The organism is Paenibacillus puerhi (assembly GCF_009846885.1).
Classification (GTDB): Bacteria; Bacillota; Bacilli; order Paenibacillales; family NBRC-103111; genus Paenibacillus_G; species Paenibacillus_G puerhi.
The window spans coordinates 214,633-240,002 of sequence record NZ_WUWM01000001.1; the positions used below are offsets into that span (position 1 = coordinate 214,633).

Below are 25,370 nucleotides of genomic sequence, written 5' to 3' on the forward strand. Positions count from 1 at the left end.
AGAGCGGGAAGAGCGATGACGCGATTATATCCGGTCATGCTGCAGCTGGAAGGGAAGCGCTGTTGTATCATAGGAGGCGGACGCGTGGCCCAGCGCAAGGCAGCGGGCCTGCTGGAGGCAGGAGCGGCCGTGACGGTGATTAGCCCTCAGGTGACGCCGGAGCTGGAGAGGCTTGCCGGAGAGGGCTCTCTGCAGCTGGTGAGACAGGTGTTTATGCGCGGGATGTCCGAAGTAAAGGGCGCGGCATTGTTGTTTGCGGCGACCGACGATGCGGCCGTCAATGCGGCCGTACGCGAGGAAGGCGCTGCGCAAGGAATCTGGGTCAATGGAGCCGATGAAGCGGATCATGGTGACTTCCTGCTGCCCGCCGTGCTGCGGCAGGGCCGGCTTACCATCTCCGTATCCACCGGAGGAGCCAGCCCGGGCTTGTCGAGGCTCGTACGCAATGAGCTTCAGGGATGGCTGGACGACGGGTATGAAGCTTACCTGGATCTAATGCTGGAGCTCCGGCTGGCCGTACAGCAGCTGGTGTCCGACACGGAAGTGCGGCAGAAGATATTCCGCTCCATGCTGGAGTGGGATTTACGCGCACGCTTGAGAGACGGCCGAGGCTGGCCGCAGCGGCTGCAGGATGAACTGCTGGAGCGTTTGCGCCGCGATCCGACGCCGGAAGGCGTACGCCGTATCGGGGCATGGATGGAAGAGGTTGACAATACATAAGCGGGGAGCGATCAGATATGCGGACAATCGTAGTGGGAACGAGACAAAGCGCGCTTGCCTTAACGCAGACCGGGCAAGTGATCGAGCACTTGCGGAAGCTTTGTGCAGAGCATGGGATCGAGGCGGAGTTCGAGTTGAAGAAGATTGTGACCAAGGGCGACCGTATTCTGGATGTCACGCTGTCCAAGGTTGGAGGCAAGGGGCTATTTGTTAAAGAGATCGAGCAGGCGCTGCTGGACGGAGACGTGGACCTCGCTGTGCACAGCATGAAGGACATGCCCTTCGAGCTGCCGGATGGACTTGTAGTCGGAGCGGTACCTGAGCGTGAGGACCCGCGGGATTGCTTGATTATGCGTGACGGCTACAGCATTGACGACCTGCCGAAGGGTGCGAAGGTCGGAACGAGCAGTTTGCGTAGAGCAAGTCAGCTGCAGCACTACCGTCCCGATCTCGTGATCGAGCCGATACGGGGCAATATCGATTCAAGGCTTCGCAAGCTTGAAACGGAGGGCTTTGACGCTATTCTGCTTGCAGGCGCGGGGCTGCACCGCATCGGCTGGCATGACCGCATATCCGCTTACCTGGAGCCCGAGCTGTGCTTGCCTGCGGTTGGTCAGGGCGCGCTCTGCATCGAGTGCCGCAGCGATGACGATTTCGTATTGGCACTGCTGGCCAAATACCGCCATGAGGCGACGGCGATCGCGGTCGAAGCGGAACGCAGCTTCCTCGGGAAGCTGAACGGCGGCTGCCAGGTGCCGATCGGGGCCTATGCCAAGCTGACGGGAGAAGCAGGCAGCGACGGACGTCCGCGCATCGAGCTGACGGGGATGGTCGCCTCGCCGGACGGGAAGAACATGCTCAAGGAGACGATGTACGGAGCGGATCCGGTCGTATTGGGCTTAAGTCTTGCGGAAACGCTGATCGGCCGAGGAGCGGCCGAGCTCCTGGATGCCGCAAGGGAATAACAGGGAATGCCTCCGGCTTGCCTCGCGGACAGGCTATCGCCTTCCGCCGGGTTGACGGTAAAGTAAAGAGGATCTAATGGGTGGCTGAGAATATGGACAGGGTAAGGGGAGAAGCGTTTATGAGCAAGGTGACCGTTTATTTGGTAGGAGCAGGTCCCGGTGACCCGAAGCTCATTACGCTGCGCGGTCTGGAGGCTATCCAGCGGGCTGATGTCGTCGTCTACGACCGGCTGGCCAATCCGCGGCTGCTCCGGCATATGAAGCCGGGAGCAGAGAAAATATTCGTCGGCAAGCTGCCCGACAAGCACATGATGAAGCAGGAGGAGATCAACCAGCTGCTGGTGGATCTTGCGCTTCAAGGCAAAACCGTCACTCGCCTCAAGGGAGGGGACCCCAGCGTATTCGGACGCGTGGGAGAAGAAGCCGAGCTGCTAGCCGATAATGGCATTCCTTTCGAAATCGTGCCAGGCATAACGTCGGCCATCGCCGTGCCGGCGTATGCAGGCATCCCGGTGACGCACCGAGACTTTACGTCTTCGTTCTCGATCGTCACCGGACATGAATACAAGAACAAAACCTATTCGAGCGTCAATTGGCCTAATGTAGCGCAAGCTTCCGGCACGCTGATTTTTCTGATGGGAGTCGCCAATCTGGAGACAATCTGCGCCCAACTGGTGGAGGGAGGCAAATCTCCCGATACTCCGGTCGCCCTGATCCGCTGGGGAACCTGGATGGAGCAGGAGACGCTGACCGGCACCTTGACCGATATCGTAGAGAAGGTCAGGACGGCGGGCTTCCAATCGCCGGCTGTCACCATCGTCGGCGAGGTCGTCAAGCTGCGCAGCAAGCTCGCCTGGTTCGAGAAGAAGCCGCTGTTCGGGCGGCGTATCCTAGTGACAAGGGCGCGCAGCCAGGCAAGCGTGCTGGTCGGCCAGATCGAGGAACGCGGCGGGGAGGCTGTCGAGTTTCCGGTGATCCGTACGCAGCCTCCGACCGGGCAGGAGGCTCAGGAGGCCCGGGATCAAGCGCTGGAGAATTTGCACACCTTTGACTGGGTCATCTTTACCAGCGTGAATGGCGTAGAGGCTTTCTTCGACCGGTTGAAGGAGCTGCGCCGGGATATCCGTTCCCTCGCCGGGGCTAGGCTCATGGCAGTAGGACCCAAGACAGCCGCTGCGCTGGAGGCAAGAGGGCTGTTCGTCGAAGCCATCCCGCCGGTATATCAAGGGGAGGCGCTGTTCGAGACGCTGGCGCCCCGACTGCAGCCAGGGGAGCGTGTGCTGCTGGCTACGGCCGACATCGCTCGTACGACGCTGCCTGACAAGCTCAAGGAGCACGGGATGGATGTCGTCAAAATCGATATCTACGAGAATGTGCTGGAGACAGACGGCGGGGATGAAGTGCTTGGCCTGCTGCGCCAGGGCATGATTCATATTATTACGTTCACCAGCTCCTCGACCGTCACCAATCTGGTGCAGGCGTTGAAGCGTCTCGGAGTGGAGGAGCCGCTGGAGCTGCTGCAGGGCTGCCAGATCGCCTGTATCGGGCCGCTGACGGCTCAGACGGCCGAGAAGCTAGGGCTAAGGGTTGATTATATGGCTGAGGAAGCGACGGTGGACTCGCTGGTACTCAGCATGCTCGGGGAGCAATCCTGACGATAAGCAGAATGGATAGGCTAGGAGGAGAAGGATCATGAGTTTTCCCATCGTAAGAAACCGCCGGCTGCGTGCATCGGCTGCTATGCGCAATCTGGTTCGCGAGCATGCCGTATCGGTGAATGACTTGATCTACCCGATCTTCGTCACGCATGGCGCGAACGTTCTGAATGAAATCCCCTCGATGCCGGGGGTGTATCACTATTCGCTTGATCGGCTGGAGGAAGAGATCCGCGAGGTCGTGTCGCTAGGGATCCAGGCCGTGCTGTTGTTCGGGGTTCCTCACGAGAAGGATGCCCATGGCAGCTCCGCGTATGATCCTAACGGAATCGTGCAGCAAGCGACGAGGCGGATTAAGCAATGGGCTCCCGACCTGCTAGTCGTGGCGGATACGTGCCTGTGCCAGTTTACCGACCACGGCCATTGCGGAGTGGTTCATGTTGATCAGGCTAAGGGTACCGCCGACGTCCGGAACGATCCTTCGCTGGAGCTGTTGACCAAAGCGGCCGTGTCGCAAGCAGAGGCGGGGGCGGATATTATCGCGCCTTCCAACATGATGGACGGCTTCGTATATGCTATCCGTCAAGGGCTGGACGCTGCCGGCTATGAGCATGTGCCGATCATGTCCTATTCGGTGAAGTACGCGTCGTCCTTCTACGGGCCCTTCCGCGACGCCGCTCATTCGACGCCGCAGTTCGGTGACCGCAGGACGTACCAGATGGACCCGGCCAACGCCCGGGAAGCTCTTCGCGAAGCGGAGAGCGACATAGCGGAAGGCGCTGACTTCCTGATGGTGAAGCCCGCGCTGGCTTACATGGATGTGCTGCGCATGCTTCGCGACCGGTATGACCTGCCTCTTGTCGCGTATAACGTAAGCGCCGAGTACTCCATGGTGAAGGCAGCTGCCGCCCAGGGCTGGATCGATGAAAGATCGATTGTGCTCGAAACGATGGTTGGCTTCAAGCGTGCGGGGGCGGATTTAATCATTACGTATTTTGCCAAAGATATCGTCCGTTGGCTGCAAGCCTAGACGCTTTCGCTCAGGCATTCTGCCCCCTTCGAGGAGACAGGATGCCTTTTTCCCGTTCCGGACGGGGGACTTTAGACCTTGCCGGGAGGCGATGTCAAACTTTTGTCGGAAACAAAGGCCTCCACGCGTTGTTACCCGATTCCAAATAGGGCATAATGGTAGGTATAGCTTGGAAGTATGCGGAAAAGAGGATGCATCTATGAGTTATAATGATCTGTTTATTCGTGCTTGTAAACGTGAGCCTGTCTCTGAACTGCCGGTCTGGTACATGCGGCAGGCGGGAAGGTACGATCCGGACTACAGGAAAATTAAGGAAAAATACAGCCTGCTCGAAATCTGTAAGCAGCCTGAGCTGGCGGCCGAAGTTACGCTGATGCCGGTGAAGAAGCTCGGAGTGGATGCAGCGATTCTGTATTCCGATATTATGAATCCGGTAGCCTCGATAGGCATTGACTTCGATATCGTGCAGAACGTCGGGCCGGTGATCGATAATCCGATCCGTACGGCGGCTGATGTGGAGCGGCTTCGTCCGATCCAGGTAGAGGCCGATCTGTCTCATGTGATCCGTACGATCGAGCTGCTGGCGGCCGATCTGAAGGTGCCGTTGATTACGTTTGCGGGAGCGCCGTTCACCATCGCGAGCTATCTGATCGAAGGAAGACCGTCCAAGAGCTATATTCGGACCAAGTCGCTGATGTACGGCGAACCGAAGGTATGGTTTCAGTTGATGGATAAGCTTGGCGATATGGTCATCACGTATTTGAAAGCCCATGTCGCCTCGGGCGCGAAAGCGTTCCAGGTGTTCGACAGTTGGGTAGGCGCCCTGTCGCCGGCAGACTTCCGGGTGTTCGTGCTGCCGACGATGCGCCGCATCTTCAGCGAGCTGAGCCACCTGGACGTGCCGAAAATTTATTTTCCGGGCGTGGCCTCCGGGGAGCTGCTCCCTGAGCTGCAAGGCCTTCAAGCTGACGTGATCGGTCTGGACTGGCGCGTATCGATTGCCGAGGGCAGACGCCGCCTGGGCCACAACTATGCGGTACAGGGCAATCTCGATCCGTTCGTGCTGACCGCGCCGATGTCCTTCATCAAGGAACAGGCGAAAGCGATTATCGACCAGGGGGTCCAAGAGCCCGGCTACGTGTTCAACCTGGGACACGGCCTGTTCCCTGAGGCCTCGCTGGATAAGCTCAAGGAACTGACGGACTTTGTGCACGACTACTCCAGGCAAGCGCTGAAGGAGCAGGCTACTATCAACCAAGGGAGCGGCGCTTAATATGAGCGATCAGTCGATCCATCGAACGAGCGGGCGGAAAGTCGGCGTGCTGGTCATGTCCTACGGTACGCCGGAGAGTATCGAGCAAGTCGAAGCTTACTATACCCATATAAGGCGGGGCAATCCCCCGTCGCCTGAGCAGCTGAAGGACTTGACGGACCGGTATGAGGCGATTGTCGGAGGCGTATTTCCGCTCCGGGAAAATACGGATAAGCAGGTCAAGGCGCTGGAAACCAAGCTGAATGAGACCTACCCGCATGCTTCGTTTGTCTGCTACCAAGGACTTAAGCATGCGTCCCCCTTCATCGAGGACGGCGTCGAACGCATGGCGGCGGACGGCATCACGGAAGCGGTAGGCGTCGTACTCGCGCCACATTATTCGATCATGAGCGTTGGCGGATACATCAAGAGGGCTCAGGAGAAAGCAAGCGAGCTGGGCTTGAAGATGAGCTTTGTGCGAAGCTACCACCTGCATCCTAAGCTGATCGAAGCGTTGGCGATCCGGGTGGAGGAAGCGCTGTCCCGCTTCGAAGGGGCAGACAAGGATAAGGTGCTGGTCCTGTTTACCGCTCATAGTCTCCCGGAGAAGATTCTGGAGATGAAGGACCCTTATCCGGAGCAACTGCTCGAGACATCCCGGGCAGTCGCCGAACGTGCAGGCATCGCGCGCTGGCAGTTCGGCTGGCAGAGCGCCGGCCAAACGGGAGTGCCGTGGCTTGGACCGGATCTGCTGGACGTGCTGAGAACGGTGAAGCAGGAAAACCGGGCCGAGCATGTGCTCGTCTGTCCGGTAGGCTTCGTATCGGATCATCTGGAAGTGCTGTACGATCTGGATATTGAAGCGCAGCATACAGCAAGGGAGCTGGGCATTCATCTGGAACGCACGCGCTCGCTCAACACGGACCCGCTCTACATGGAGACCTTGAGCGACGTTGTCTATGCGCAGGCGTTCGCCGAAGAGAGATGACGACTATGGAAACGACTCCTAGGCGAGCAGCCATTATCGGAGGAGGCATTACCGGTCTTAGCGCTGCTTACTATCTGAAAAAGCAGATGGAAGCCGATGGCGTTCCTTACCAAATTACGATATATGAGAAAAGCGACTCCTTCGGAGGCAAGATCAAGACGCTTCACCGGGACGGCTTCGTTATCGAACGGGGACCGGATTCGTTCCTGGCCCGAAAGCCGGCTATAGTGGAGCTTGCCCGGGAGCTCGGACTTGAGGATTGCCTGACAGGGACGAATCCGAATGCGAAGAAAACGTATATCCTGTCCGGAGGGAAGCTGCATCGCATGCCCCCCGGGCTGATGCTCGGCATACCTACTCAGCTGGGGCCGTTTATGCGGACAGGCCTGCTGTCGGCGAAAGGCAAGGCGAGAGCGGCTCTCGATCTGGTGCTGCCCAAGCGGACTTCACCGGAAGACGAGTCGCTGGGCTCCTTTCTGGAGCGTAGGCTTGGCCGAGAGGTGCTGTCCCAGATTGCCGAGCCGCTGCTGGCCGGCATTTATGCAGGGGATACGTATGCGCTTAGCTTGAAGGGGACCTTTCCTCAGTTTCATAGCATCGAGCAAAAGCATCGCAGTCTGATTCTGGGCATGATGAAAAACCGCAAGGAAGGCGGCGAGGAGAGCCGTACGCTGCCGGAGGCGGCCAAAAACACGACCTTCTTGACGTTCAAGGACGGTCTGGAGACGATCGTACACGGCCTGATCGATGCCTTGGACAATGTGCGTTTCGTGAAAGGCTGCGGCATCTCTTCCGTGACGCCTTCAAGGGAGGGCTACCGGCTTGTCCGGGAGGACGGTGAGGCCGATGAGACGGACGGCGTGATCGTAACGCTGCCGGCCTACGCGATGGCCGGAGTGCTGGAAGACGCGGCTTCCGAGGCTGCGGCCGAGCTTAGAGCCATTGAGCATGTGTCCGTGGCCAATGTCGTATTGGCTTTCGATGAAAGCGATCTGAAGGAGAAGCTTGATGGGAGCGGCTTCGTCGTGTCGAGAGGGGAAGAAAGATTTATTACGGCATGTACCTGGACCTCGGTCAAATGGCTGCATACCGCTCCCCACGGCAAAGTGCTGCTGCGCTGCTATGTAGGCCGTTCGGGGGATGACCGGTGGATGCATATGACCGAGGATGAGGTCATTCGGGCCGTTCGCAAAGATCTGAAGGAAACGATGGGGCTCTCGGCAGAACCGCTCTTTACCGAGATGACGCCGCTGATGCGGTCTATGCCGCAATATCCGGTCGGTCACCTGGAACGGATAAAGCGTGTGCGCGCCGAGCTGGCTTCGGGCCTGCCCGGCGTCTTGGCGACCGGAGCCGCCTTCTACGGGGTAGGACTGCCGGACTGCATCAGACAAGGCAAGGAGACAGGGCTGGAGCTGGCGAAGAAACTAAAGGCTTCCAGCACGTCCGGCGGATAGAGAACGGCTAGTTGGCCAGATTGCCGAGATTCAGCATCATTTCCTGTCCGTTGAAGGCCAGGATCTGCTTCTCCTGCAGATCTCTCATGACCTGCATCAGGGCAAGCTTCTCGACGCCGGCGAGCTGGGAGATTTCATTATAATCCAGCATCGTGCGGATCGTTACCGTATTGCCTTGACGAATGCCGTTTTTATTGGCGAGCTTGATCAAGCTTTTGATGACGCGGGAGCGCGCATCCAGGAAGGTCAGATCATAGACATGCTGGTTGGTTTCGCGTAGACGACCGCATAGCTCTTGCATGATCAGCAGGCAAATATCGAAATTCATCCGGAGCAGATCGAGGAAGCTCGAGGCGGTTAACGTAATCAGAACGCAGCTTTCCAGCGTTTGAGCAGAGGTGGAGCGGGGTTTTCCGTCGATCAGAGATAATTCGCCGAAGCTCTCGCCTGGCTTGAAGACGGACAAGATCTTCTCCTCGCCGCTTAGCGAACGGTTATAAATTTTGACCGAGCCGCTGAATACGATGTAGAACACCGAGCCAGGCTCCTTTTCCTCGAACAGAACGACCCCGGCGGGGAACGTTTTTTTACTGCAGATGGCGGCGATGCTTTCGAGCTGATGGGCATTCAGATTGCTGAACAGGGGAACCTTCTTTAGAAAATCAATCATGATTTCTCCTCGTTTCTATCCAATGATTCTATCCATATACCTACTTTAAGGATGTTCCTTTCAATCGGAATAGAGGCTGCCGTACTAGTTCGATCTAAAGACCTAATTTCCGGTTTATTATATAGCGGTTGAATTTTGTTTTCAAGTTAATTTATGGGAAAGGTGTGGAAGGAATGAATGAACGCCGTGAGCGGTCGGAAGCCCGATCCGCAGCAGCTTTTCAAGAAGCGAAGCAGGTTATCCCGGGAGGAGTCAACAGCCCCGTACGCGCCTTCAAATCGGTTGGCTTGACCCCCATGTTCATGAAAAGAGGAGCAGGCTCACGCGTCTTCGATATCGATGGCAACGAGTTTATCGATTATATCGGCTCCTGGGGACCGTTGATCCTCGGTCATGCCCGTCCGGAAGTTATTGAAGCTGTAAAAAGCACGGCCGAGCATGGGACAAGCTTCGGCGCCCCTACTGAGCTTGAGACGGAGATGGCCAAGCTGGTCATTGAGCGGGTGCCTTCCCTCGAGCTGGTGCGGATGGTCAGCTCAGGGACGGAGGCGACGATGAGCGCTCTCCGCTTGGCTCGCGGCTACACGGGAAGAAACAAAATTGTGAAATTCGAGGGCTGCTACCACGGCCATGCCGATTCGCTGCTTATCAAAGCCGGGTCGGGGGTGGCTACCCTGGGACTTCCCGATAGTCCGGGCGTACCCGAGAGCGTGGCCGTCAATACCATCACGGTGCCGTATAACGATTTGGTTGCGGTACGTACCGCTTTCGATAAGTTCGGCGAAGAGATTGCAGCCGTGATTGTTGAGCCGGTTGCGGGGAATATGGGAGTCGTACCGCCACAGCCCGGATTTTTGCAAGGGCTGCGCGATCTGACGAAGGCAGCCGGCAGTCTGCTTATTTTTGACGAGGTTATGACAGGCTTCCGGGTGGGGTTGACTTGTGCGCAAGGAAAGTACGGCATCACGCCGGATTTGACCTGTCTTGGCAAGGTGATCGGCGGCGGCTTGCCGGTCGGCGCCTACGGCGGCAGACGGGATATCATGGAGCAGATAGCGCCGGCAGGCCCGATCTATCAAGCGGGCACCTTGTCGGGGAACCCCTTGGCGATGGCGGCAGGCTATACGACGTTGAAGCTGCTTGGCGAGCCGGGAGTTTATGAGCAGCTAGAGCGCATGGGCGCCCGCTTGGAGGAGGGCTTCCTGGCCAATGCGGCTGAGCGGGGGATCCCGCTGACGATCAACCGCGTCGGCTCTATGGTATGCCCGTTCTTCACGGACCGGCCGGTTACCGATTATGAATCGGCCAAAACCTCCGACCTGAATCGGTTTAACCAAGTATTCGCCAAGCTGCTGGACCAAGGGGTAAGCATACCGCCGTCCCAGTTTGAGGGACTGTTTATATCGACAGCGCACAGCGAAGAGGATATCGAGGCCACGATCGCCGCGCATCGCGAGGCGCTGGGGTCTTTGTAGTCCTTGAGCCAAGCAGGAAGCCCCTCAGGAGAATCGATTCTCCTGAGGGGCTTCCTTGTAGGCCAGCAGCCTGTTCATTCAACAAAAAGAGCCTGCGGAATCCATCTCCCGGCAGGCTCTTGACTGATGACACGGATATGTTGTGCACGCCGGCCGCCTACCGGTCCTTGCTGCCGGAAGAGGCGGAGGACGTATCGGTGATCTTTTCTGCGGAGGGTGCGGCCGGGCTGCTTGTCCCGGGAGCTATGTACGGCGAAGCACCGGTTGCGGGCGCGCTCGGTTCATTGTCTGCAGCTTTCGGGGGATTACCCGCCGGTGCTTGGCTGCTTCCTGCAGGGACGGAAGAGGAGCCGGCGGCTCCTGTTCCTGCTGCATTCGTTCCGCTCGCGCTTTCTTTGGAAGCCGGATGGCCTGGATCTGCTCCGGCGGGGACCCGGCCGTTCGATTCCGATTGGACCGGAATTTGGGTATTGCCCGATTCCGGCTTGCTTTCCTGGGCATTGCCTTCTTTATGCGGATCGGTGCCATTCGTATTTCCGCCTGAACGTGTGTTATTGTTCGTACCGGTTTCTTCCGCATGGTTATTGCCGGGTGCGGCTCCTGTCGAGCCTGCGTTCCCATTGACATTGCCGTTTCCGTTGCCATTGCTGTTGCCTGCAGCTCCGGTCGGCGGTGCATTCTTGCTTCCCGCAGGGGCCGAAGGAGTCGCAGGGGTCGCAGGGGTCGCCCGATTGCCGTCGGTGGTTTTGGTCCCGCCGCTTGGCGTCTTATCCTTGTCCTGTCGGACGGAGGAGTCTTGCTTGGCATCTGAGGATTTTGTCTTATCCGTCTCGTCGCCGGAAGGCTTGACCGTAGACGCTGGCGTGGACGTTGACGCCGGCGGGATTTGCTTCTGCTTCGCCTTCTTCTCGGCCTGCTCGCGCAGGAAATCCGGGTGGTCATACGAGCCGCCGGCATCGATCTTATCCACGCCGTCCCAGATGCGCGGAGCATGGACCGTGTCCGGGTTATCGTAGATCAGGAAGGCCGAAGGCAGCCTGCGCTCTCCGTACCGGCTGGATGGCTTCGTGACGAGCTCTCCATCCACGACAAGCTCCGAGGAGGCGCCGCCATCCAGATTGCCTGCAATCACGCAGCCCTCCTCCAGCAGCAGATCCTGCATTTCCTTGAGCGTAGCGCCGACACTATGCGACTGCCGGCCGTCGACGACGATGAAGATGACCGTTCCGTCTGCGCGCTGTCCTACAACAGTGCGGGGCGCGCGGCCCCAGCCTCCGTCGCCGCTAGTAATGAGCGGCTTGCCATTGGCGATCAGGCGGGGGTAGAACGATACGGCCTCGGTGACGCCCATGTCTCTCAGCTCGAACGCATCATACTTGCCGACGACAAGTCGGCCTTCCTTGGTAAAGCCTACAATATGCTGAGGAATGGAACCGTCCTGGTCGGTAAAAATAATGTCCCCCTCCGAGATGATCATGCCCAGCGCGGCAAAGCCGTTGCCAAGCCCTTCAGGGTCGTTGAAGGCACCGCCATTGAGACCCGCCACGGCGCCGGTCCGGGTTACCATCGAGCTGATACGCTCGCCCTCGCCGACTTTGCTCGGCGTCATTATCTTAATGGTCGTCGGGTCGTACACATACATTTTCTTGCCTTTATAGAATTGCGACGAAATATCCTCGACCTTGATCAATTCATCTAGGGAACGGTGCTTCTCCAGATTGGCACGTACCGATACGAGCTGCAGATCCTGCTTTTCCTTGGCGGCGAGCTCAATATCCTCCTGCATCTTCTTAACCATCAGATCGCGGCGTTCGGCACCGACGAAAATCCACGCCCAGCTGCGGTGCTGCGTCGTAATGACGGTCTCTGCGAGCCACTGACGGATCTTGTCGCCGGGTGGGGTCAAGTATAAGAAGCTGGATGTGACAAAGGTAAGCAGCGCCACGACAAACAACGTCCTTTTGAAGATGCTCCACTGACGAATCGCTTGCATACTGCCTTTCAAATGCATTCCTCTCCCATTAGAGGCCGAATGGCCTATTGTATCTATGAATCCACACGCTATTCTATCATAAATCGTCTGTATTTAACAGGAAATGCTAGAGTAAGATGAAGGAAATTAGAGGCTGGCATCGTTTGGACAAGCGCCGAAGCTTTGGTAAAATAGCAGGTAGTCAATCTATATGAATGAATGGAGCGGGGCATGTGCTGCAACGATACAGTTTTTTTGGCTTGACTCTTGAGATGCTGCTAGTTTTCGGAGGCTTTGCGCTTGCGCTCGTGATGATTGTGGGCTATGCGTACTTCGAGCATAGAAGGCAGCGGAAACCAGGCCGCACGTCTTCGAGAGAGGGGAGGGACCCGGCATGAATTGGCAGAGAAAAGGCGAGTGGCTGGAATGGCGGCATAGCGAGGCTATCGACAGCCGGGAGCAGGCGAGAGAGCTCGCAGGCGGGCTGATTGGCGACAAATGGAGCCGGACCCTGCTTCATCGGGAGGAGCTGGTATGGAATGGCAGCAGGCTGCGACTGCGGTTGTTTCCGCTCGAAACTGCGGATTCGAGCATGACGGCAGTGGAGACGGCTGAAGCCGTGGAGCTGCTGTACGAGGATGATTTTTGCCTCGTTGCGGGCAAGCCAGCCGGGATGAAGGTGCATCCCACTGAGCCGGGAGAAAGCGGGACCTTGCTGCAGGCCGTAGCCCGGAGGCTTGAGGCGGAGGGGCGGCCGTGCCTTCCCCGGCATATTCACCGGCTGGACGAGGATACGACGGGACCGGTGCTTTTTGCCAAATACGCCTGGGTGCAAAGCCGGCTGGACGTATGGATGAGCGAGAAGCGAATCGACCGTACGTATGTAGCGTTCGTACAGGGTCAGGTCGTCCGGCCGAAGGGCCGTATCGACGGAAGCATAGGCCGGGACAGGCATCACCCCACGCGTCGTCGGGTATCGCCCACAGGAGACCGTGCGGTGACGCGCTACGAGCGGCTGCAAACCTATAAAGGGGCTACGCTTGTCAGGCTATCCTTGGAGACCGGGCGCACCCATCAGATACGCGTTCATCTGAGCCATCTCGGCCATCCTCTGCTCGGCGATACGCTGTATGGCGGCCCAGTGGACCCGATCGGGCGGCAGGCGCTTCATGGGGAACAGCTTGTGTTCCCGCATCCGTTTACCGGCGAGCGAATCACTGTAGCGGCGCCCTGGCCGCAGGATTTGAAAGCGCTGAAAGTACGGCTGGAAAAATAGGTGTCATGCTCCTTCCGGCAGAGCCATATAAATGGGATAGGACAATGGGGCTCCAGGAAGACGAAAGGGAGGACATGACATTGACAACACCATCAAACGGTTTGCGGTTCGATATTTATGAGCGGGTGCATATCGGGGACGAGGTGCTCGGCATCAAGCAGCTGGAGGGGGTCGAGCTGGTCCCTCATATTCAAGTGCTTTCCCAGGGAGAACAAGCTGTACTGCGAGGCAATCTGCTGCTTACCGGCAGCTATGTGGACGAACAGGATCGCGAGGAGCAAAGATTGGAGCATCTGATTCCAGTTGAAATTACGCTGCCGATGAACCGGATAGCCAGCGTCGAGGAAATTGCCGTCGAGATCGAAAATTTCGACGTGGATCTGCTTTCGCCGAGAAGCCTGAATATAACTGGCGTATTATCGCTAAACGGCCTGGAGGTGCAGGCTGCCCGAGACGAACAGGAGCCCTCCTGGAGGGAAACGGAAGAAGAGATTGTTTTCGTTCATGAGGCTGCGTCTACTCGTCTTGAGGAATATATCGCCGATGCGCAAGTCAGGCAGCGCGAAGAGGAGCAAACGGCTTTTCAAGTGCCGGCGGCGGCCCCGGCGAGCTTGATTGGCGGCCGTCTGGAGGAACCGCAGCCGGTGGAGAATGCGGAGGTAAAACAGGAGTCCGAGCCTGCAACGAATGTGCCGCCAGCAGAGCCTGCGAACGAGGAGATCTCTTCAGCCGTACCCCCTCCTGAAGAAGAGAAGAAAGGGCCGAGGGTAGGCTACGGGAGCAAGCAGACTGCGGCAGAAGAAGCGCCTTCCGCTGCAGGATCGGCTCCTGCTAAGTCGGGAGCCTACGGACTGGCTTCCTTGATCAATTACAGCGCATCCAAGTCGGAGGCTCGGGCGGCGGAGGAAGCCGCGCAAGCGCAGGCTGCGGCCGAAGCCGCGTCCGCCCAGAAGGTGGAGTGGCGAAATCTGCTGCTTTCGCGGCGCGGGGAGCAGCATGAATTTAAGAGGGTCCGGCTCGTTATTGTGCAAAAGGAGGACACGCTGGAAACCATCGCCAAAAAATACGAGCTGAACCCGAGGGAGCTTGTCCTGTACAACCGGCTGGGGGACAATGAGCTCGCGGTAGGACAGGTCGTATATATTCCTCGCTGAATCGTTGAGACTCATCTGGAAAAAAAAGAAGTCCGGCCGGCCCCGCAATGGGGCTGTTCCGGGCTTTTTTTGGCTATACTGAAGCCAGGGACGGCAGCAGGCAAGGGAATTGAGCAGCAAGGTCTCTTGTCCTTTACATGCAGGTCTTGAAGGTGTCCCGCCCGTCCGGGTCTGCCTCCGAATCCGAGTCCGCCTCCATGCGGGTTTTGCCCGCGCATATTGACTCTCACCCTGGGATTGTTTATCATAGAACGCATGAGATGCTGTAATAACGTGGAAAGGGAGTAGTAAGCAGCGAATCCTTCAGAGAGCGGAACCGGCCCCAAGCTGAGAGGTTCTGCAGGACGTACCTGTTGAAGTCGCCCTGGAGTTGCCGGATTGAAGCCTTTGCTTAGATTCGGCCGGTCGCAGCCGTTATCTGTATAAGAGCCGTATGCACGCGGGCCGGCGGGAGACGCCCGACGCCAGCTTTGCATGCGGAATAAAGGTGGTACCACGGATGCGTAAGCCTTCGTCCTTTGCGGCGACAGGCTTTTTTCACGTTTGTCCCTTTATACCTTACCCGAGGAGTGAAACAGATGGAAGAGAACAAACAAGCGGCACCGGAAATCTCGATGCCCACTACCTACAACCCGAAGGAAAGCGAGAAAAAATGGTATGATTTCTGGCTGGAGGGCCAATACTTCCAGGCAGGCAAAAGGCCGGATGCGGAGCCCTACAGTATCGTCATTCCTCCTCCGAACGTAACAGGCATGCTGCATATCGGTCATGCGCTCGATAATACGCTGCAGGACATCATGATCCGCTTCAAGCGGATGCAGGGTTATGATGCGCTTTGGCTGCCGGGCACCGACCACGCCGGGATTGCTACGCAAAGTCGCGTTGAGCAGAAGCTGCGGGAAGAAGGACTAACCCGCTACGACCTCGGCCGGGAGAAGTTTCTCGAGAAGGTGTGGGAGTGGAAGGAGCATTATGCGGACACCATCCGTGGCCAGTGGGCGAAGATGGGACTGTCGCTCGATTATTCCCGCGAACGCTTTACGCTGGATGAAGGGCTCTCCAAGGCTGTGCGCGAGATTTTCGTCCGTCTGTATGAGAAAGGACTTATTTATCGGGGGAAACGCATCATCAACTGGGACCCTGCGGCCCGGACGGCGCTCTCCGATATCGAGGTTGAATATAAAGAAGTGCAAGGCGCGCTATACCATCTTCGCTATCCGGTAAAGGACAGCGGGGAGTTTATCGTCGTCGCTACGACCCGTCCCGAGACGATGCTTGGCGATACGGCTGTAGCCGTCCATCCGGAGGATGAGCGGTACCGGCATCTGATCGGCAAGACGCTGGTGCTGCCGATTATCGGACGGGAAATCCCGATCGTCGGAGACGAGTATGTGGATAAAGAGTTCGGAAGCGGCGCGGTTAAAATTACGCCGGCCCATGATCCGAACGACTTCGAGGTGGGGAGCCGCCACCAGCTGCCGCAGGTGCTGGTCATGGACGAATCCGGCAAAATGAATGAGCATGCAGGCAAGTACAACGGTCTCGACCGCTTCGACTGCCGCAAGCAGATCGTTGCCGATTTGAAAGAGCAGGGCGTATTGCTCAAGATTGAGGAGCACGTGCATCAGGTCGGACACAGCGAGCGCAGCGGGGCCGTCGTGGAGCCTTATTTGTCCACGCAATGGTTCGTCGCCATGAAGCCGCTTGCCCAGCGTGCGGTAGAGGTGCAGAAGGCCGGCGAAGGCGTCAACTTTGTACCGGACCGCTTCGAGAGAAGCTATATGCACTGGATGGAAAATATCCGCGACTGGTGTATTTCCCGTCAGCTTTGGTGGGGACACCGGATACCGGCCTGGTATTGCGAGGATTGCGGAGAACTGATCGTATCGATGGAGGACCCTGCGGTCTGCCCGCATTGCGCTAGCGCGAGCCTTCATCAGGACAACGACGTGCTCGATACGTGGTTCAGCTCGGCGCTGTGGCCGTTCTCCACGATGGGCTGGCCGGAGGATACCGACGATCTTAAGCGTTACTTCCCGAACAGTCTACTTGTAACGGGTTATGACATCATCGGCTTCTGGGTATCGCGGATGATTTTCAGCTCGCTGGAGTTTACCGACCGCATCCCGTTTGACGATGTCCTGATGCATGGGCTGGTACGGGACGCCGACGGACGCAAGATGTCTAAGTCGCTGGGCAACGGCGTCGATCCGTTCGAGGTTATCGAGAAATACGGGGCGGATGCGATGCGCTTCATGCTCTCGACAGGCTCGACACCCGGCCAGGACCTGCGCTTCCGCTGGGAGAAGGTTGAGCAAGCGCGCAACTTTGCCAATAAGATTTGGAACGCCTCGCGCTTTGCGCTGATGAACCTTAGCGGCTTCGAGTATAAAGATATAGATCTCAGCGGCAAGCTGGGGACGGCCGATCGTTGGATTCTCCACCGGTTGAACGAAACCGTCCGCGATGTGACGAGGCTGATGGACGCCTACGAATTCGGGGAAACCGGACGTCTGCTGTACAACTTTATCTGGGACGATCTGTGCGACTGGTACATCGAGTTCAGCAAGCTGTCGCTCTACGGTACGGACGAGACCGCCAAGAAGACGACGCAGTCGGTGCTGGCTTACGTGCTGGACCGTACGCAGCGGCTGCTTCACCCGTTCATGCCGTTTATCAGCGAGGAAATCTGGCAGCATCTGCCGCATGAGGGCGAGACGATCATGCTGGCGCCTTGGCCGACTTATGACGCGGCCTTCGAAGCGCCGGAAGCGGTCCGCGAGATGGAGCTTCTGATGGAGATTATCCGCACCGTCCGCAATATCCGCGCCGAGGTCAATGTGCCGATGAGCAAGAAGGTCGAGCTGCTCGTGAAGCCAACCGACAGCGAAGCGCTGGACATTTTGCAGCGCAACGAGGAATATGTCCGCCGCTTCAGCAATACGTCCAGCCTGGCTATCGATGCGGCGCTGATAGCGCCTGACAAGGCGATGACGGGGATCGTTACCGGGGCCGAGCTGTTCCTGCCGCTCGCGGGACTGATCGACATTGCCCAGGAAATAGCGCGGCTGGAGAAGGAGCTGAAGACGCTGCACGGCGAGGTCGAGCGGATCGAGAAAAAATTGGCGAATGAAGGCTTCGTCGCCAAGGCTCCTGCCAAAGTGATCGATGAGGAAAAAGCAAAGCTCGCGGACTATGCCGACAAGCGCAGCAAAGTGACGGCGCGCATCGCCGAGCTGAAAGGATGATACCGGCCGATGACAATCGAGGGAAATGAAGCAGCCCAGGCGCCGTTTACATCGGCGCGTGAGGCGGTGGACTGGATCGTGAGGTTCATTCCGCTGGCGGGCATCAAGTTTGGGCTGGACCGTATGGAGCGGCTCATGGAGCTGCTGGACAACCCGCACCGCAGGCTGAAGTTTATTCATGTCGCCGGGACGAACGGCAAAGGCTCCGTCTGCGCCTATCTGACCGAAGCGCTCCACTCGGCGGGCTATGACGTGGGAACCTTTACGTCCCCTTACATCGAGACTTACCATGAACGTATCCGCGTGAACGGGCAGAACATCAGCGATGAGGATCTGCTGGAGACGGTCAATAAGGTCAAGCCTCTGGTTGACCGGGTGGCCGAGGAGTACGGACAGCCGTCCATGTTCGAAATATCGACCGTGGTGGCGATCGAATATTTCGCGCGCACGGCTTATCCCGATTTCGTCGTATGGGAGACCGGGATGGGCGGGCGTCTCGATTCGACCAATGTGGTGACGCCGCTGGTCTCGGTTATTACGAATATCGGCCACGATCATATGGAGTTCCTGGGCGACTCCCTCGCCTTGATCGCGGGCGAGAAGGCCGGGATCATTAAGGCAGGCGTGCCAGTCATCACCGCGGTCGACCAGCCGGAGGCGCTTGCGGTCATCGAGGAGAAGGCCGCGCAGAAGAAGAGCCGGGTTTATGTATTGGGTCGCGAGTATAAGACGGAGCTCCTGCGGCGCGGGGAGAATGAACAGGTGTTTCATTTCGACGGATTGTTCCGCCGTATTCCGGATGTGGCGATCTCGATGAACGGCGCTCATCAGGTGAAAAACGCCGCGGTCGCCTTGATGACGCTGGAGGTGCTTAGGCAGTACTACGCTCTGATCGTCGACGACGAGGTGCTTTACCGCGCACTGCGGGCGGCCCAGTGGCCGGGACGTCTGGAGCAGGTGGCTGCTGAGCCGAGAATCCTTATCGACGGAGCTCATAACCCGGAAGGCGCCGAGACGCTGGCTGCGGCCCTTACCGATACGTATAAGTACGGCAAGCTGCATTTTATGATGGGAATGCTGTCAAATAAGAATCATACCGGCTATTTCAGGCATATACTGCCAATAGTGGATACGCTCATATTGACCGAGCCGGATTGGCTCAAGAAAGCGTCCGCCATGGAGCTGGCCGAGTTGGCCAAGCGGATGCTGACCGAGCTGGGACGAGAACATGTGGAAATTGTGATCGAACCGGACTGGAAACAAGCGTTGGATCGTTTGACGCGGATGACGGGACAGGATGACCTCGCCGTCGTTTCCGGGACGTTATATTTGATAGGGGATGTACGTTCCTGGATCAAGCATCAATCCGATTCTGAAAAAGGCTGGTGAAACGGGCGTGAACACATCGGAGCACATCCATTTTATCGGCATCGGCGGGTATGGTATGAGCGCCATTGCCAAAGTGATGCTGGAAATGGGCTACCAAGTTTCGGGATCTGATCTGGCGCAAGCCGAGCTGACGGAAAAGCTCGCTGCCAAGGGCGCACAGGTATATATCGGCCACGAGGCGCAGAACGTAAAAGGCGCGGACATTGTCGTCTATTCGACGGCTCTGTCCAAGGACAATGTGGAGATGGCTGCGGCTGAGGCGTTGAATATTCCGATCCTGCACCGCTCGGAGATGCTGGCCCGCCTGATGAACGCCAGGAAAGGCGTTGCCGTCGCAGGCGCGCATGGCAAGACGACCACGTCGTCTATGATCGCGCTGGTGCTGGAGGAATGCGGCCAGGATCCGACCTTTATCATAGGCGGAGAGCTGTTGAACGTAGGCAGCAATGCGAAAGCGGGGAAAGGCGATTACGTGATAGCCGAGGCGGATGAAAGCGACGGCTCGTTCCTTCAGTATGAGCCGCTGATCGCGCTGGTTAACAATATCGAAGCCGATCATCTGGAGAACTACGACGGCAGCTTTGACAAGCTGAAGCAGGCTTACGCCCAGTTTCTCAGTCAAGTCAAGCCGGAAGGCAAGGCCGTCGTCTCCAAGGATGACCCTTATCTGGCCGAGATGCTGCAGGATATCCGCAGCGAAGTCATCACTTATGCGATCGACTCGGATGCGGACTACGTCGCGCAGGCTATCGTACTGGGCGACCGCAAGGTATCCTTCGAGGTGGTCCATGCCGGTCAGACGCTAGGCACCATCCGTTTGTCCGTACCGGGCAAGCATAATGTATATAATGCGCTGGCTACGTTGATTACTTGTCTGGAAGCAGGCTTGACCTTTGACCAGGTGGCGAAGGCCATAACGGAGTTTCGCGGGGCGAAGCGCAGATTTCAAGTGCTCGGCGAAGTGGACGATATGCTGATCATTGACGATTATGCCCATCATCCTACGGAAATCGAAGCGACGATTCAGGCAGCCAAGGCAACCGGCAAACGAATCGTGGCGGTGTTTCAGCCGCAGCGCTATACGCGAACCTATTTCCTGTTTGAACAGTTCAGCCGGTCATTTCCGGATGCGGCCGAGGTGATCATCACCGATATCTACTCGCCGGCCGGCGAGAAGCAGATCGAGGGGATTACGTCTGCCAAGCTGGTGGAGCTGATCCGCCAAAATAGCAATTCGAACGTCAAGTACGTGCCGACCAAGGAAGAAGTGCAGGCGTACCTGCTGGGTACGGTTCGCCCCGGCGATCTGATCATCACGATGGGGGCCGGCGATATCTGGAAGACGGCAGCAGGCTTGGCTAAAGCGCTGGAGGAACGGTCGGAAACGAAGGGCTGACAGCCGGGTGGCAGCTGTGCAGCCGGCCGACAAGGGAAAGCGATACGAGAGAGAGGGATGTCCTGAACAGCAGGCATCCCTCTTTTTGAGGTTCTATTCAAGCTGCAACTCTCATAGTCTAGTAGCAAGATCACTGACAAGGGAGAGTTGAAGCTATGACTAAAGCCAAGATGACGTTTCGTTTCTCGCAGGACCGCCGGCAAGAGGAGGGCAGCCTCCGCCGGAACTCGAAGGTCATCCCGCTGCGTGCCGAGGAATACCGGATCGTGGAAGAGTCTTCGCGTCCGATTCCGGCCGAGGAGCCGATCGCCATGCCCGAAGCCATGACGGACAGGCCTGTCATGGAGCAGCAGCAACCGGATAGGAGCGCTTCCTTGGGACCTGCGAGCCGAATGAAGCCCTTGAATGATTTTACGACCGATTTTGGAGGCTGGCAGAGTTCCTTCGACGGGGAGCGCGATCGGACCGAAACCCCATTTCGCAGTCCCCCGGAACGACAGGTCGATCCTGAGACCGGATATAGCGAATACGGGCCGGGGGAGGCGGGTGACGAAGATCGTCGCGCCGCAGACTCGCGCGGCCGGGACGGGAATGGGGACAGGCCGGACCGCGACCGCCGCTGGGACGACGGGGGATTCGGGGGCCATGTAAGAATTACGCGTTCCCCCGGCAGCGGCTCCTTCTTACGGATTGTCATTTCTGTCGCAGGCGCGGTGGTTACGGGGGTGGCATTCGGATTTCTGGTGCTTTCGATGTTCTCCGCTCCCGATGGCGATCAAGCGGGACAAGCCAACATCGGCAAGACGGGACAGCAGCAAGCCGCCGGCGCATCCGGGGCAGCTCTTGGAACGGCTCAGCCAGGTTCGGGGCTCAGCGGAGCCGGGGCGCAGCCGACTTCAGCCGGCGCAGGAGTAGCTGTCAATCTTCCGGCGCGAAGCTATACGATTTTGCAGGGAGGCGTATTCAGCACGGCCCAAAGCGCTGAGGCGGAAGTAGCGAACTTTCGTAAGAAAGGATTGTCGGCCGTGAGCGAGGCCGGTGAGAAGTTCACGGTTTTCGTAGGAGTAGCCGCGAACCGCGATGAGTCGCTTGGCCTGTCGCAAACGTACAAGGCCAAGGAAATCGATGTGATGCTAAAAACGTATGAGATACCGGCTGTTTCGCAGATTCGCTGGAACGGCAAGCAGCCCGAGGCATTCGCCGCCTACATGAATCTGGGCAGCAAGCTCGTGCAGCTGATCGGCGCGCAGACCTCGCTGCATGTTGTGGATAAAGAGCCGAAGCCGATGGATGACAAGGCGCTGCAAGCCATTAAGACGGCGCATCAAGCCTGGTCCCAGTCGGCCCCCGCGATAAGCGACGGATTGGGGGAGGCGGGGAGAGCCGCGCTGCCCAAGCTGAACAGCGCACTCAATACAGCGGTTGTGACGCTGGAGGAGTACAAGAAAAACCCGTCGGCTTCGCTGCTTTGGCAGGCACAGACGGCCATCATGCAATATTTGGTCGCCGAGAAGGAATTGCTGAAGACGGTATCGGTTTCTTAACAAGAATCTGCACCTGCCGGATACCGGTTTCTCCAGTTCGGACATAAAAAAAATGATCCTTTTCCGGATCATTTTTTTATGCAATCTATCCCCATTCCAGGTCGGAAACATGCCAAAGTGCAGGTTTTTTACATAAATGGCTTTCTGATAGGGAAAAGTCTGCAAGTATGCAGGAATTTTATGCGATATTTCCCTGAACCAACGGGTTAAGCGGAAAATAGATGCACGGTTGCGGGAGTTTTACTTGTTGGTCAACTATCCGACAAAAAAGTTGTACACTCGCAGGTCTTTAAGCACAAGCTGGATTTGCCGCCGATGAAGCTCCAGCCGAATGTTACTGTCTTAAGTTCAACCTATATAGATGACGGGAAGCTGACGCTATGCCCTTAACCGCAGATAGCTTTATCGGGAATAGCTGCTGACATACCGGTCTAGCAGGGTCGCGGCTTCGGCCCGGGTGATCGACCTGTCGGGGGTAAAGCGTCCCGGCGACGTCCCGTTGATCAGTCCGCTGTTCTTAAGCGCGGCCACGGCTTGCGCGGCCCAGTGGTCGGCAGGCATGTCGCCAAACGGACTCGTTCCCGTCGAAGCCAGAGGCATCTGGGCCAGGCGCTGGAACAGCAAAGCGACTTCAGCCCGGCTTACCGTCTGGTTGGGGCGCAGCGTGCCGTCGGGATATCCTTCCAGCAAGCCCGACTTGACGGCCTGATCCAATTGGGCGTAGGCCCAGTGCTTGGAGGGAACGTCCCGGAAGGCTGCCGCGCCTAGCTCCGAACCTGCTGCCGCTTCCGGGCTTTGTTTCCGTTCAAGGTCGCCAGCCTTGCCTTGTCCGGCGCTAGGAGCGCCCGAAATGCCCGCGAAGCCGGGAATCCGGCTTGCATCAACGCCTGTGCCGATCTGGCCTTCGGCAGCACCGGGGTCGCAGTCGGCGTATACGGCGCCGGACACCGAGCCCTCGACTGCTTTGCAAGCTTTCCCCGCAGGGTCCAAGTCGAATACACGATTCAGCAGCGTCACCCACTCCGCTCTAGTTAATGCCCGGGCAGGCTCAAAGCGGCCTCCGGAGGCTCCTACGACAAGGCCGCGCTCCTTCAATCGCAGTATCGCTTCTCGGGCCCAATGCGTGCGTATATCGGAAAAACCGGTGTCCGCGGCGGACAGATATGCCTCGATACCGTCGACAATGCCCTCCGCCATCGCAACGCGAGCCGACTCGTCGGCCAGTAAAGCTGCATCTTGCGCATTCGATAAAAAAGCCGTCTCCACCAGGATACTAGGGATATTTCCCATCCTGACGACATAAACGGCACTTGGTACCAACCCGCGATCCGTGCCGCCCGCCTTGCCGAGAAATCCGTCCAGCACGAACTGCGCAAGCTCGCGGCTCTGGGGGGTCAGCGCCTTCATCTCTTCACTTGCCGGATAGCTGGACTGCGGATAGGCGTCGTCATAATAAAGAACCATTGCTCCCCGGGTCGCCGGGTTGCTGTAAGAGTTTGCGTGAATAGAGACGAAGATATCGGCTTGCTGAGCCTTGGCATAAGCGACCCTGTCGCTAAGCGACACATAGATGTCCGTGTCCCTGGACATCCTTACCTCGTATCCGCGCTGTATCAGCCGATCGCGTACCTTCTGGGAAATATCCAGATTAACGGTTTTTTCCTGCAAGCCATTCACGCCGATTGCGCCGGGATCGGTCCCGCCGTGGCCTGCATCCAGGACTACCGTGGCCGCCAGCGCTTGTCCCGGAGAGGTCCATATGCAGAATGCCGCTAGAGCGGCCACAAGGCATTTTGCTTTCAATCGGTTCCATCCTTTCTTTACTTGGCGAACAAGTTTCATTTTCGGAAATCCAGCCGGCAAATTGCTAACAAGAAAAGACAGCGCCTGAGCTTTCGAATATGATATAATAACGAAGGATTCGGGCAGCTCGTCGAAGCTGTCTCGCGAAGCCCTATATTGTGAAAAAGAGGTCATTTATACCTTGAAAAAAAATACGATTACGCTTCTCCTGTTGCTCCTGATCGGGCTGGTGGCGGGAACCCTGGTCGGCCAGTTTTTGTCCTCCTACTCGGCGCTGTCGTTCCTGACCAAGTCGGTCGAGCTGTCCTGGCAGCCCAAAGCGGACCTGCTCGTCATCCGCTACGATCTGGACTTTCATATCAGGCTCAACCTGATCAGCATTGCCGGCCTTGCCGCAGGGTTTTGGGTATTCCGCAGGATATAACTCGGGCATCAGGACATGCCTATACCCATTTCACAATAATTCGAAACGAGGTATCGTTTTATGTCGATCGTTCCGTTGATTCTCGCTTCCTCCTCCCCCCGAAGAAAGGAACTGCTCCAGGGGTTGAATCTGACTTTTACCACCCATCCGAGCGATGAGGATGAGACGGTCCCGCCTGGAACTGCGCCCTCGGAGATGGTGGACCTGCTTTCGCTCCGTAAAGCAAGCTCGGTAGCCAAGCAGTATGAAGCCGGCTTGGTCATCGGCTCGGATACGATTGTCGTATGCGACGACGAGATCATGGGTAAGCCGGTAAACGACCAGGACGCATTTCGGATGCTGTCGCAGCTGTCGGGCAGAGCGCACTCGGTATATACGGGCGTGGCTATCGTGGATGCGGGTACTGGACAATCCCGGGTAGCGCACTGGAAAACTGAGGTTTTCATGAAATCTATGGATGAAGCGAGGATTCGCCGATATATTCAATCCGGGGAGCCCCGGGATAAGGCGGGAAGCTATGGCATACAGGGCCTGGGGGCGACTTTGATCGAGAGGATTGACGGCGACTTTTTTACGGTTGTAGGTCTGCCTGTCGGACTGCTCTCCGATATGCTGGAAGAGTTTGGGGTTCGCGTTCTCTAGAACACAACAAGAGCATCATCCGGGCCGACGGGAGGCAGGAGATGCTCTTTCTTTATGAAGCCAAGTATGAGGGCTCGGCCGGATGGAGACAAGACTTAAATCAGCCTGGGTGGACGAAGATATTAAAAGTCCTGCCTGCTTCGATGAATAAGGAGGCGGTTAAGCTTGCAAAATGAGAGAGGATGGAGCGAGCGGATATTTGGGAATCATCCAATCGTCAGCAGGAAATGAACCGGGGCAAGCCTCTCGGATGTCGAGGGTGCGGGCCTTGATGGATGCGGCTTGCCGGCCTGTTTGCCGTTTTTTTGTT

At 57.6% G+C, this 25,370-nt stretch carries 19 protein-coding genes and 1 other annotated feature; of the genes, 16 read left to right on the plus strand and 3 right to left on the minus strand.

Annotated features, from left to right (window positions below):
- Positions 1 to 15: 15 nt before the first annotated feature.
- The 7 genes from GSF01_RS00930 to hemG all read left to right on the plus strand — a co-directional run bounded on the left by GSF01_RS00930 (position 16) and on the right by hemG (position 8,067).
- Positions 16 to 720, plus strand: a complete 705-nt coding sequence (locus GSF01_RS00930) for a precorrin-2 dehydrogenase/sirohydrochlorin ferrochelatase family protein (protein ID WP_159881136.1) — start codon at positions 16 to 18, stop codon at positions 718 to 720.
- Between the two features lie 17 nt (positions 721 to 737).
- Positions 738 to 1,685, plus strand: a complete 948-nt coding sequence (gene hemC / locus GSF01_RS00935; protein ID WP_159881137.1) for a hydroxymethylbilane synthase — start codon at positions 738 to 740, stop codon at positions 1,683 to 1,685.
- Positions 1,686 to 1,804: 119 nt separating this feature from the next.
- Positions 1,805 to 3,340: a uroporphyrinogen-III C-methyltransferase gene (gene cobA, locus GSF01_RS00940; RefSeq protein ID WP_159881138.1), complete on the plus strand. Its 1,536-nt coding sequence runs from the start codon at positions 1,805 to 1,807 to the stop codon at positions 3,338 to 3,340.
- Positions 3,341 to 3,377: 37 nt separating this feature from the next.
- On the plus strand, positions 3,378 to 4,370 hold the full coding sequence (hemB, locus tag GSF01_RS00945; protein WP_159881139.1) for a porphobilinogen synthase: 993 nt from the start codon (positions 3,378 to 3,380) through the stop codon (positions 4,368 to 4,370).
- A 199-nt stretch (positions 4,371 to 4,569) separates the two neighbouring features.
- Positions 4,570 to 5,643 carry a uroporphyrinogen decarboxylase gene (hemE, locus tag GSF01_RS00950; RefSeq protein WP_159881140.1) on the plus strand — a complete coding sequence of 358 codons (1,074 nt, stop codon included), beginning with the start codon at positions 4,570 to 4,572 and terminating at the stop codon, positions 5,641 to 5,643.
- 1 nt (position 5,644) lies between these two features.
- Positions 5,645 to 6,610 (plus strand): ferrochelatase, encoded by a 966-nt coding sequence (gene hemH, locus GSF01_RS00955; RefSeq protein ID WP_159881141.1) that lies wholly within the window; start codon positions 5,645 to 5,647, stop codon positions 6,608 to 6,610.
- Positions 6,611 to 6,615: 5 nt separating this feature from the next.
- Positions 6,616 to 8,067, plus strand: coding sequence for a protoporphyrinogen oxidase (gene hemG / locus GSF01_RS00960; protein WP_159881142.1), 1,452 nt, complete (start codon positions 6,616 to 6,618; stop codon positions 8,065 to 8,067).
- Positions 8,068 to 8,074: 7 nt separating this feature from the next.
- Here the strand turns inward: hemG and GSF01_RS00965 are convergent, their stop codons facing one another.
- Positions 8,075 to 8,737, minus strand: a complete 663-nt coding sequence (locus GSF01_RS00965) for a Crp/Fnr family transcriptional regulator (RefSeq protein ID WP_159881143.1) — start codon at positions 8,735 to 8,737, stop codon at positions 8,075 to 8,077.
- 173 nt (positions 8,738 to 8,910) lie between these two features.
- Between GSF01_RS00965 and hemL the strand changes: the two genes are divergently transcribed.
- Positions 8,911 to 10,212 carry a glutamate-1-semialdehyde 2,1-aminomutase gene (gene hemL / locus GSF01_RS00970; protein ID WP_159881144.1) on the plus strand — a complete coding sequence of 434 codons (1,302 nt, stop codon included), beginning with the start codon at positions 8,911 to 8,913 and terminating at the stop codon, positions 10,210 to 10,212.
- Positions 10,213 to 10,369: 157 nt separating this feature from the next.
- On the opposite strand, the gene GSF01_RS29485 is transcribed toward hemL, so the two are convergent.
- Positions 10,370 to 12,223 carry a phosphodiester glycosidase family protein gene (locus tag GSF01_RS29485; protein ID WP_407945731.1) on the minus strand — a complete coding sequence of 618 codons (1,854 nt, stop codon included), beginning with the start codon at positions 12,221 to 12,223 and terminating at the stop codon, positions 10,370 to 10,372.
- Positions 12,224 to 12,578: 355 nt separating this feature from the next.
- Here GSF01_RS29485 and GSF01_RS00980 point away from each other — a divergent pair, with 355 nt between their 5' ends.
- From GSF01_RS00980 to GSF01_RS01005, 6 genes are all read left to right on the plus strand, one after another.
- Positions 12,579 to 13,460 (plus strand): RluA family pseudouridine synthase, encoded by an 882-nt coding sequence (locus GSF01_RS00980; RefSeq protein WP_159881145.1) that lies wholly within the window; start codon positions 12,579 to 12,581, stop codon positions 13,458 to 13,460.
- Positions 13,461 to 13,540: 80 nt separating this feature from the next.
- The gene (locus tag GSF01_RS00985) at positions 13,541 to 14,614 is read left to right on the plus strand and encodes a LysM peptidoglycan-binding domain-containing protein (protein WP_159881146.1); all 1,074 of its coding nucleotides are present in this window, start codon (positions 13,541 to 13,543) and stop codon (positions 14,612 to 14,614) included.
- Positions 14,615 to 14,879: 265 nt separating this feature from the next.
- Positions 14,880 to 15,136: a binding site (T-box leader), on the plus strand.
- Between the two features lie 56 nt (positions 15,137 to 15,192).
- Positions 15,193 to 17,862, plus strand: coding sequence for a valine--tRNA ligase (locus GSF01_RS00990; RefSeq protein WP_159881147.1), 2,670 nt, complete (start codon positions 15,193 to 15,195; stop codon positions 17,860 to 17,862).
- 9 nt (positions 17,863 to 17,871) lie between these two features.
- Positions 17,872 to 19,251, plus strand: coding sequence for a bifunctional folylpolyglutamate synthase/dihydrofolate synthase (locus tag GSF01_RS00995; RefSeq protein WP_159881148.1), 1,380 nt, complete (start codon positions 17,872 to 17,874; stop codon positions 19,249 to 19,251).
- 7 nt (positions 19,252 to 19,258) lie between these two features.
- Complete coding sequence (murC, locus tag GSF01_RS01000; RefSeq protein ID WP_159881149.1) at positions 19,259 to 20,647, plus strand: UDP-N-acetylmuramate--L-alanine ligase; 1,389 nt, start codon at positions 19,259 to 19,261, stop codon at positions 20,645 to 20,647.
- A gap of 155 nt (positions 20,648 to 20,802) precedes the next feature.
- The gene (locus GSF01_RS01005) at positions 20,803 to 22,191 is read left to right on the plus strand and encodes a hypothetical protein (RefSeq protein ID WP_159881150.1); all 1,389 of its coding nucleotides are present in this window, start codon (positions 20,803 to 20,805) and stop codon (positions 22,189 to 22,191) included.
- 402 nt (positions 22,192 to 22,593) lie between these two features.
- Here the strand turns inward: GSF01_RS01005 and GSF01_RS01010 are convergent, their stop codons facing one another.
- Complete coding sequence (locus GSF01_RS01010) at positions 22,594 to 23,994, minus strand: N-acetylmuramoyl-L-alanine amidase (protein WP_235941201.1); 1,401 nt, start codon at positions 23,992 to 23,994, stop codon at positions 22,594 to 22,596.
- A 181-nt stretch (positions 23,995 to 24,175) separates the two neighbouring features.
- On the opposite strand from GSF01_RS01010, the gene GSF01_RS01015 reads away from it, so the two are divergent.
- The gene (locus tag GSF01_RS01015) at positions 24,176 to 24,418 is read left to right on the plus strand and encodes a DUF4321 domain-containing protein (protein ID WP_159881152.1); all 243 of its coding nucleotides are present in this window, start codon (positions 24,176 to 24,178) and stop codon (positions 24,416 to 24,418) included.
- Between the two features lie 60 nt (positions 24,419 to 24,478).
- Positions 24,479 to 25,060: a Maf family protein gene (locus GSF01_RS01020; RefSeq protein ID WP_159881153.1), complete on the plus strand. Its 582-nt coding sequence runs from the start codon at positions 24,479 to 24,481 to the stop codon at positions 25,058 to 25,060.
- The last annotated feature ends 310 nt before the right edge of the window (positions 25,061 to 25,370 follow it).

Bases quoted from the DNA above. Each gene is read 5' to 3' on its own strand.
- hemG (WP_159881142.1), top strand. From the start codon at position 6,616: ATGGAAACGACTCCTAGGCGAGCAGCCATTATCGGAGGAGGCATTACC.
- hemB (WP_159881139.1), top strand. From the start codon at position 3,378: ATGAGTTTTCCCATCGTAAGAAACCGCCGGCTGCGTGCATCGGCTGCT.
- GSF01_RS01020 (WP_159881153.1), top strand. From the start codon at position 24,479: ATGTCGATCGTTCCGTTGATTCTCGCTTCCTCCTCCCCCCGAAGAAAG.
- GSF01_RS00930 (WP_159881136.1), top strand. From the start codon at position 16: ATGACGCGATTATATCCGGTCATGCTGCAGCTGGAAGGGAAGCGCTGT.
- hemL (WP_159881144.1), top strand. From the start codon at position 8,911: ATGAATGAACGCCGTGAGCGGTCGGAAGCCCGATCCGCAGCAGCTTTT.
- hemE (WP_159881140.1), top strand. From the start codon at position 4,570: ATGAGTTATAATGATCTGTTTATTCGTGCTTGTAAACGTGAGCCTGTC.
- GSF01_RS00990 (WP_159881147.1), top strand. From the start codon at position 15,193: ATGGAAGAGAACAAACAAGCGGCACCGGAAATCTCGATGCCCACTACC.
- GSF01_RS00965 (WP_159881143.1), bottom strand. From the start codon at position 8,737: ATGATTGATTTTCTAAAGAAGGTTCCCCTGTTCAGCAATCTGAATGCC.
- GSF01_RS29485 (WP_407945731.1), bottom strand. From the start codon at position 12,223: ATGCATTTGAAAGGCAGTATGCAAGCGATTCGTCAGTGGAGCATCTTC.
- hemH (WP_159881141.1), top strand. From the start codon at position 5,645: ATGAGCGATCAGTCGATCCATCGAACGAGCGGGCGGAAAGTCGGCGTG.
- hemC (WP_159881137.1), top strand. From the start codon at position 738: ATGCGGACAATCGTAGTGGGAACGAGACAAAGCGCGCTTGCCTTAACG.
- GSF01_RS00980 (WP_159881145.1), top strand. From the start codon at position 12,579: ATGAATTGGCAGAGAAAAGGCGAGTGGCTGGAATGGCGGCATAGCGAG.
- GSF01_RS00995 (WP_159881148.1), top strand. From the start codon at position 17,872: ATGACAATCGAGGGAAATGAAGCAGCCCAGGCGCCGTTTACATCGGCG.
- GSF01_RS01005 (WP_159881150.1), top strand. From the start codon at position 20,803: ATGACTAAAGCCAAGATGACGTTTCGTTTCTCGCAGGACCGCCGGCAA.
- cobA (WP_159881138.1), top strand. From the start codon at position 1,805: ATGAGCAAGGTGACCGTTTATTTGGTAGGAGCAGGTCCCGGTGACCCG.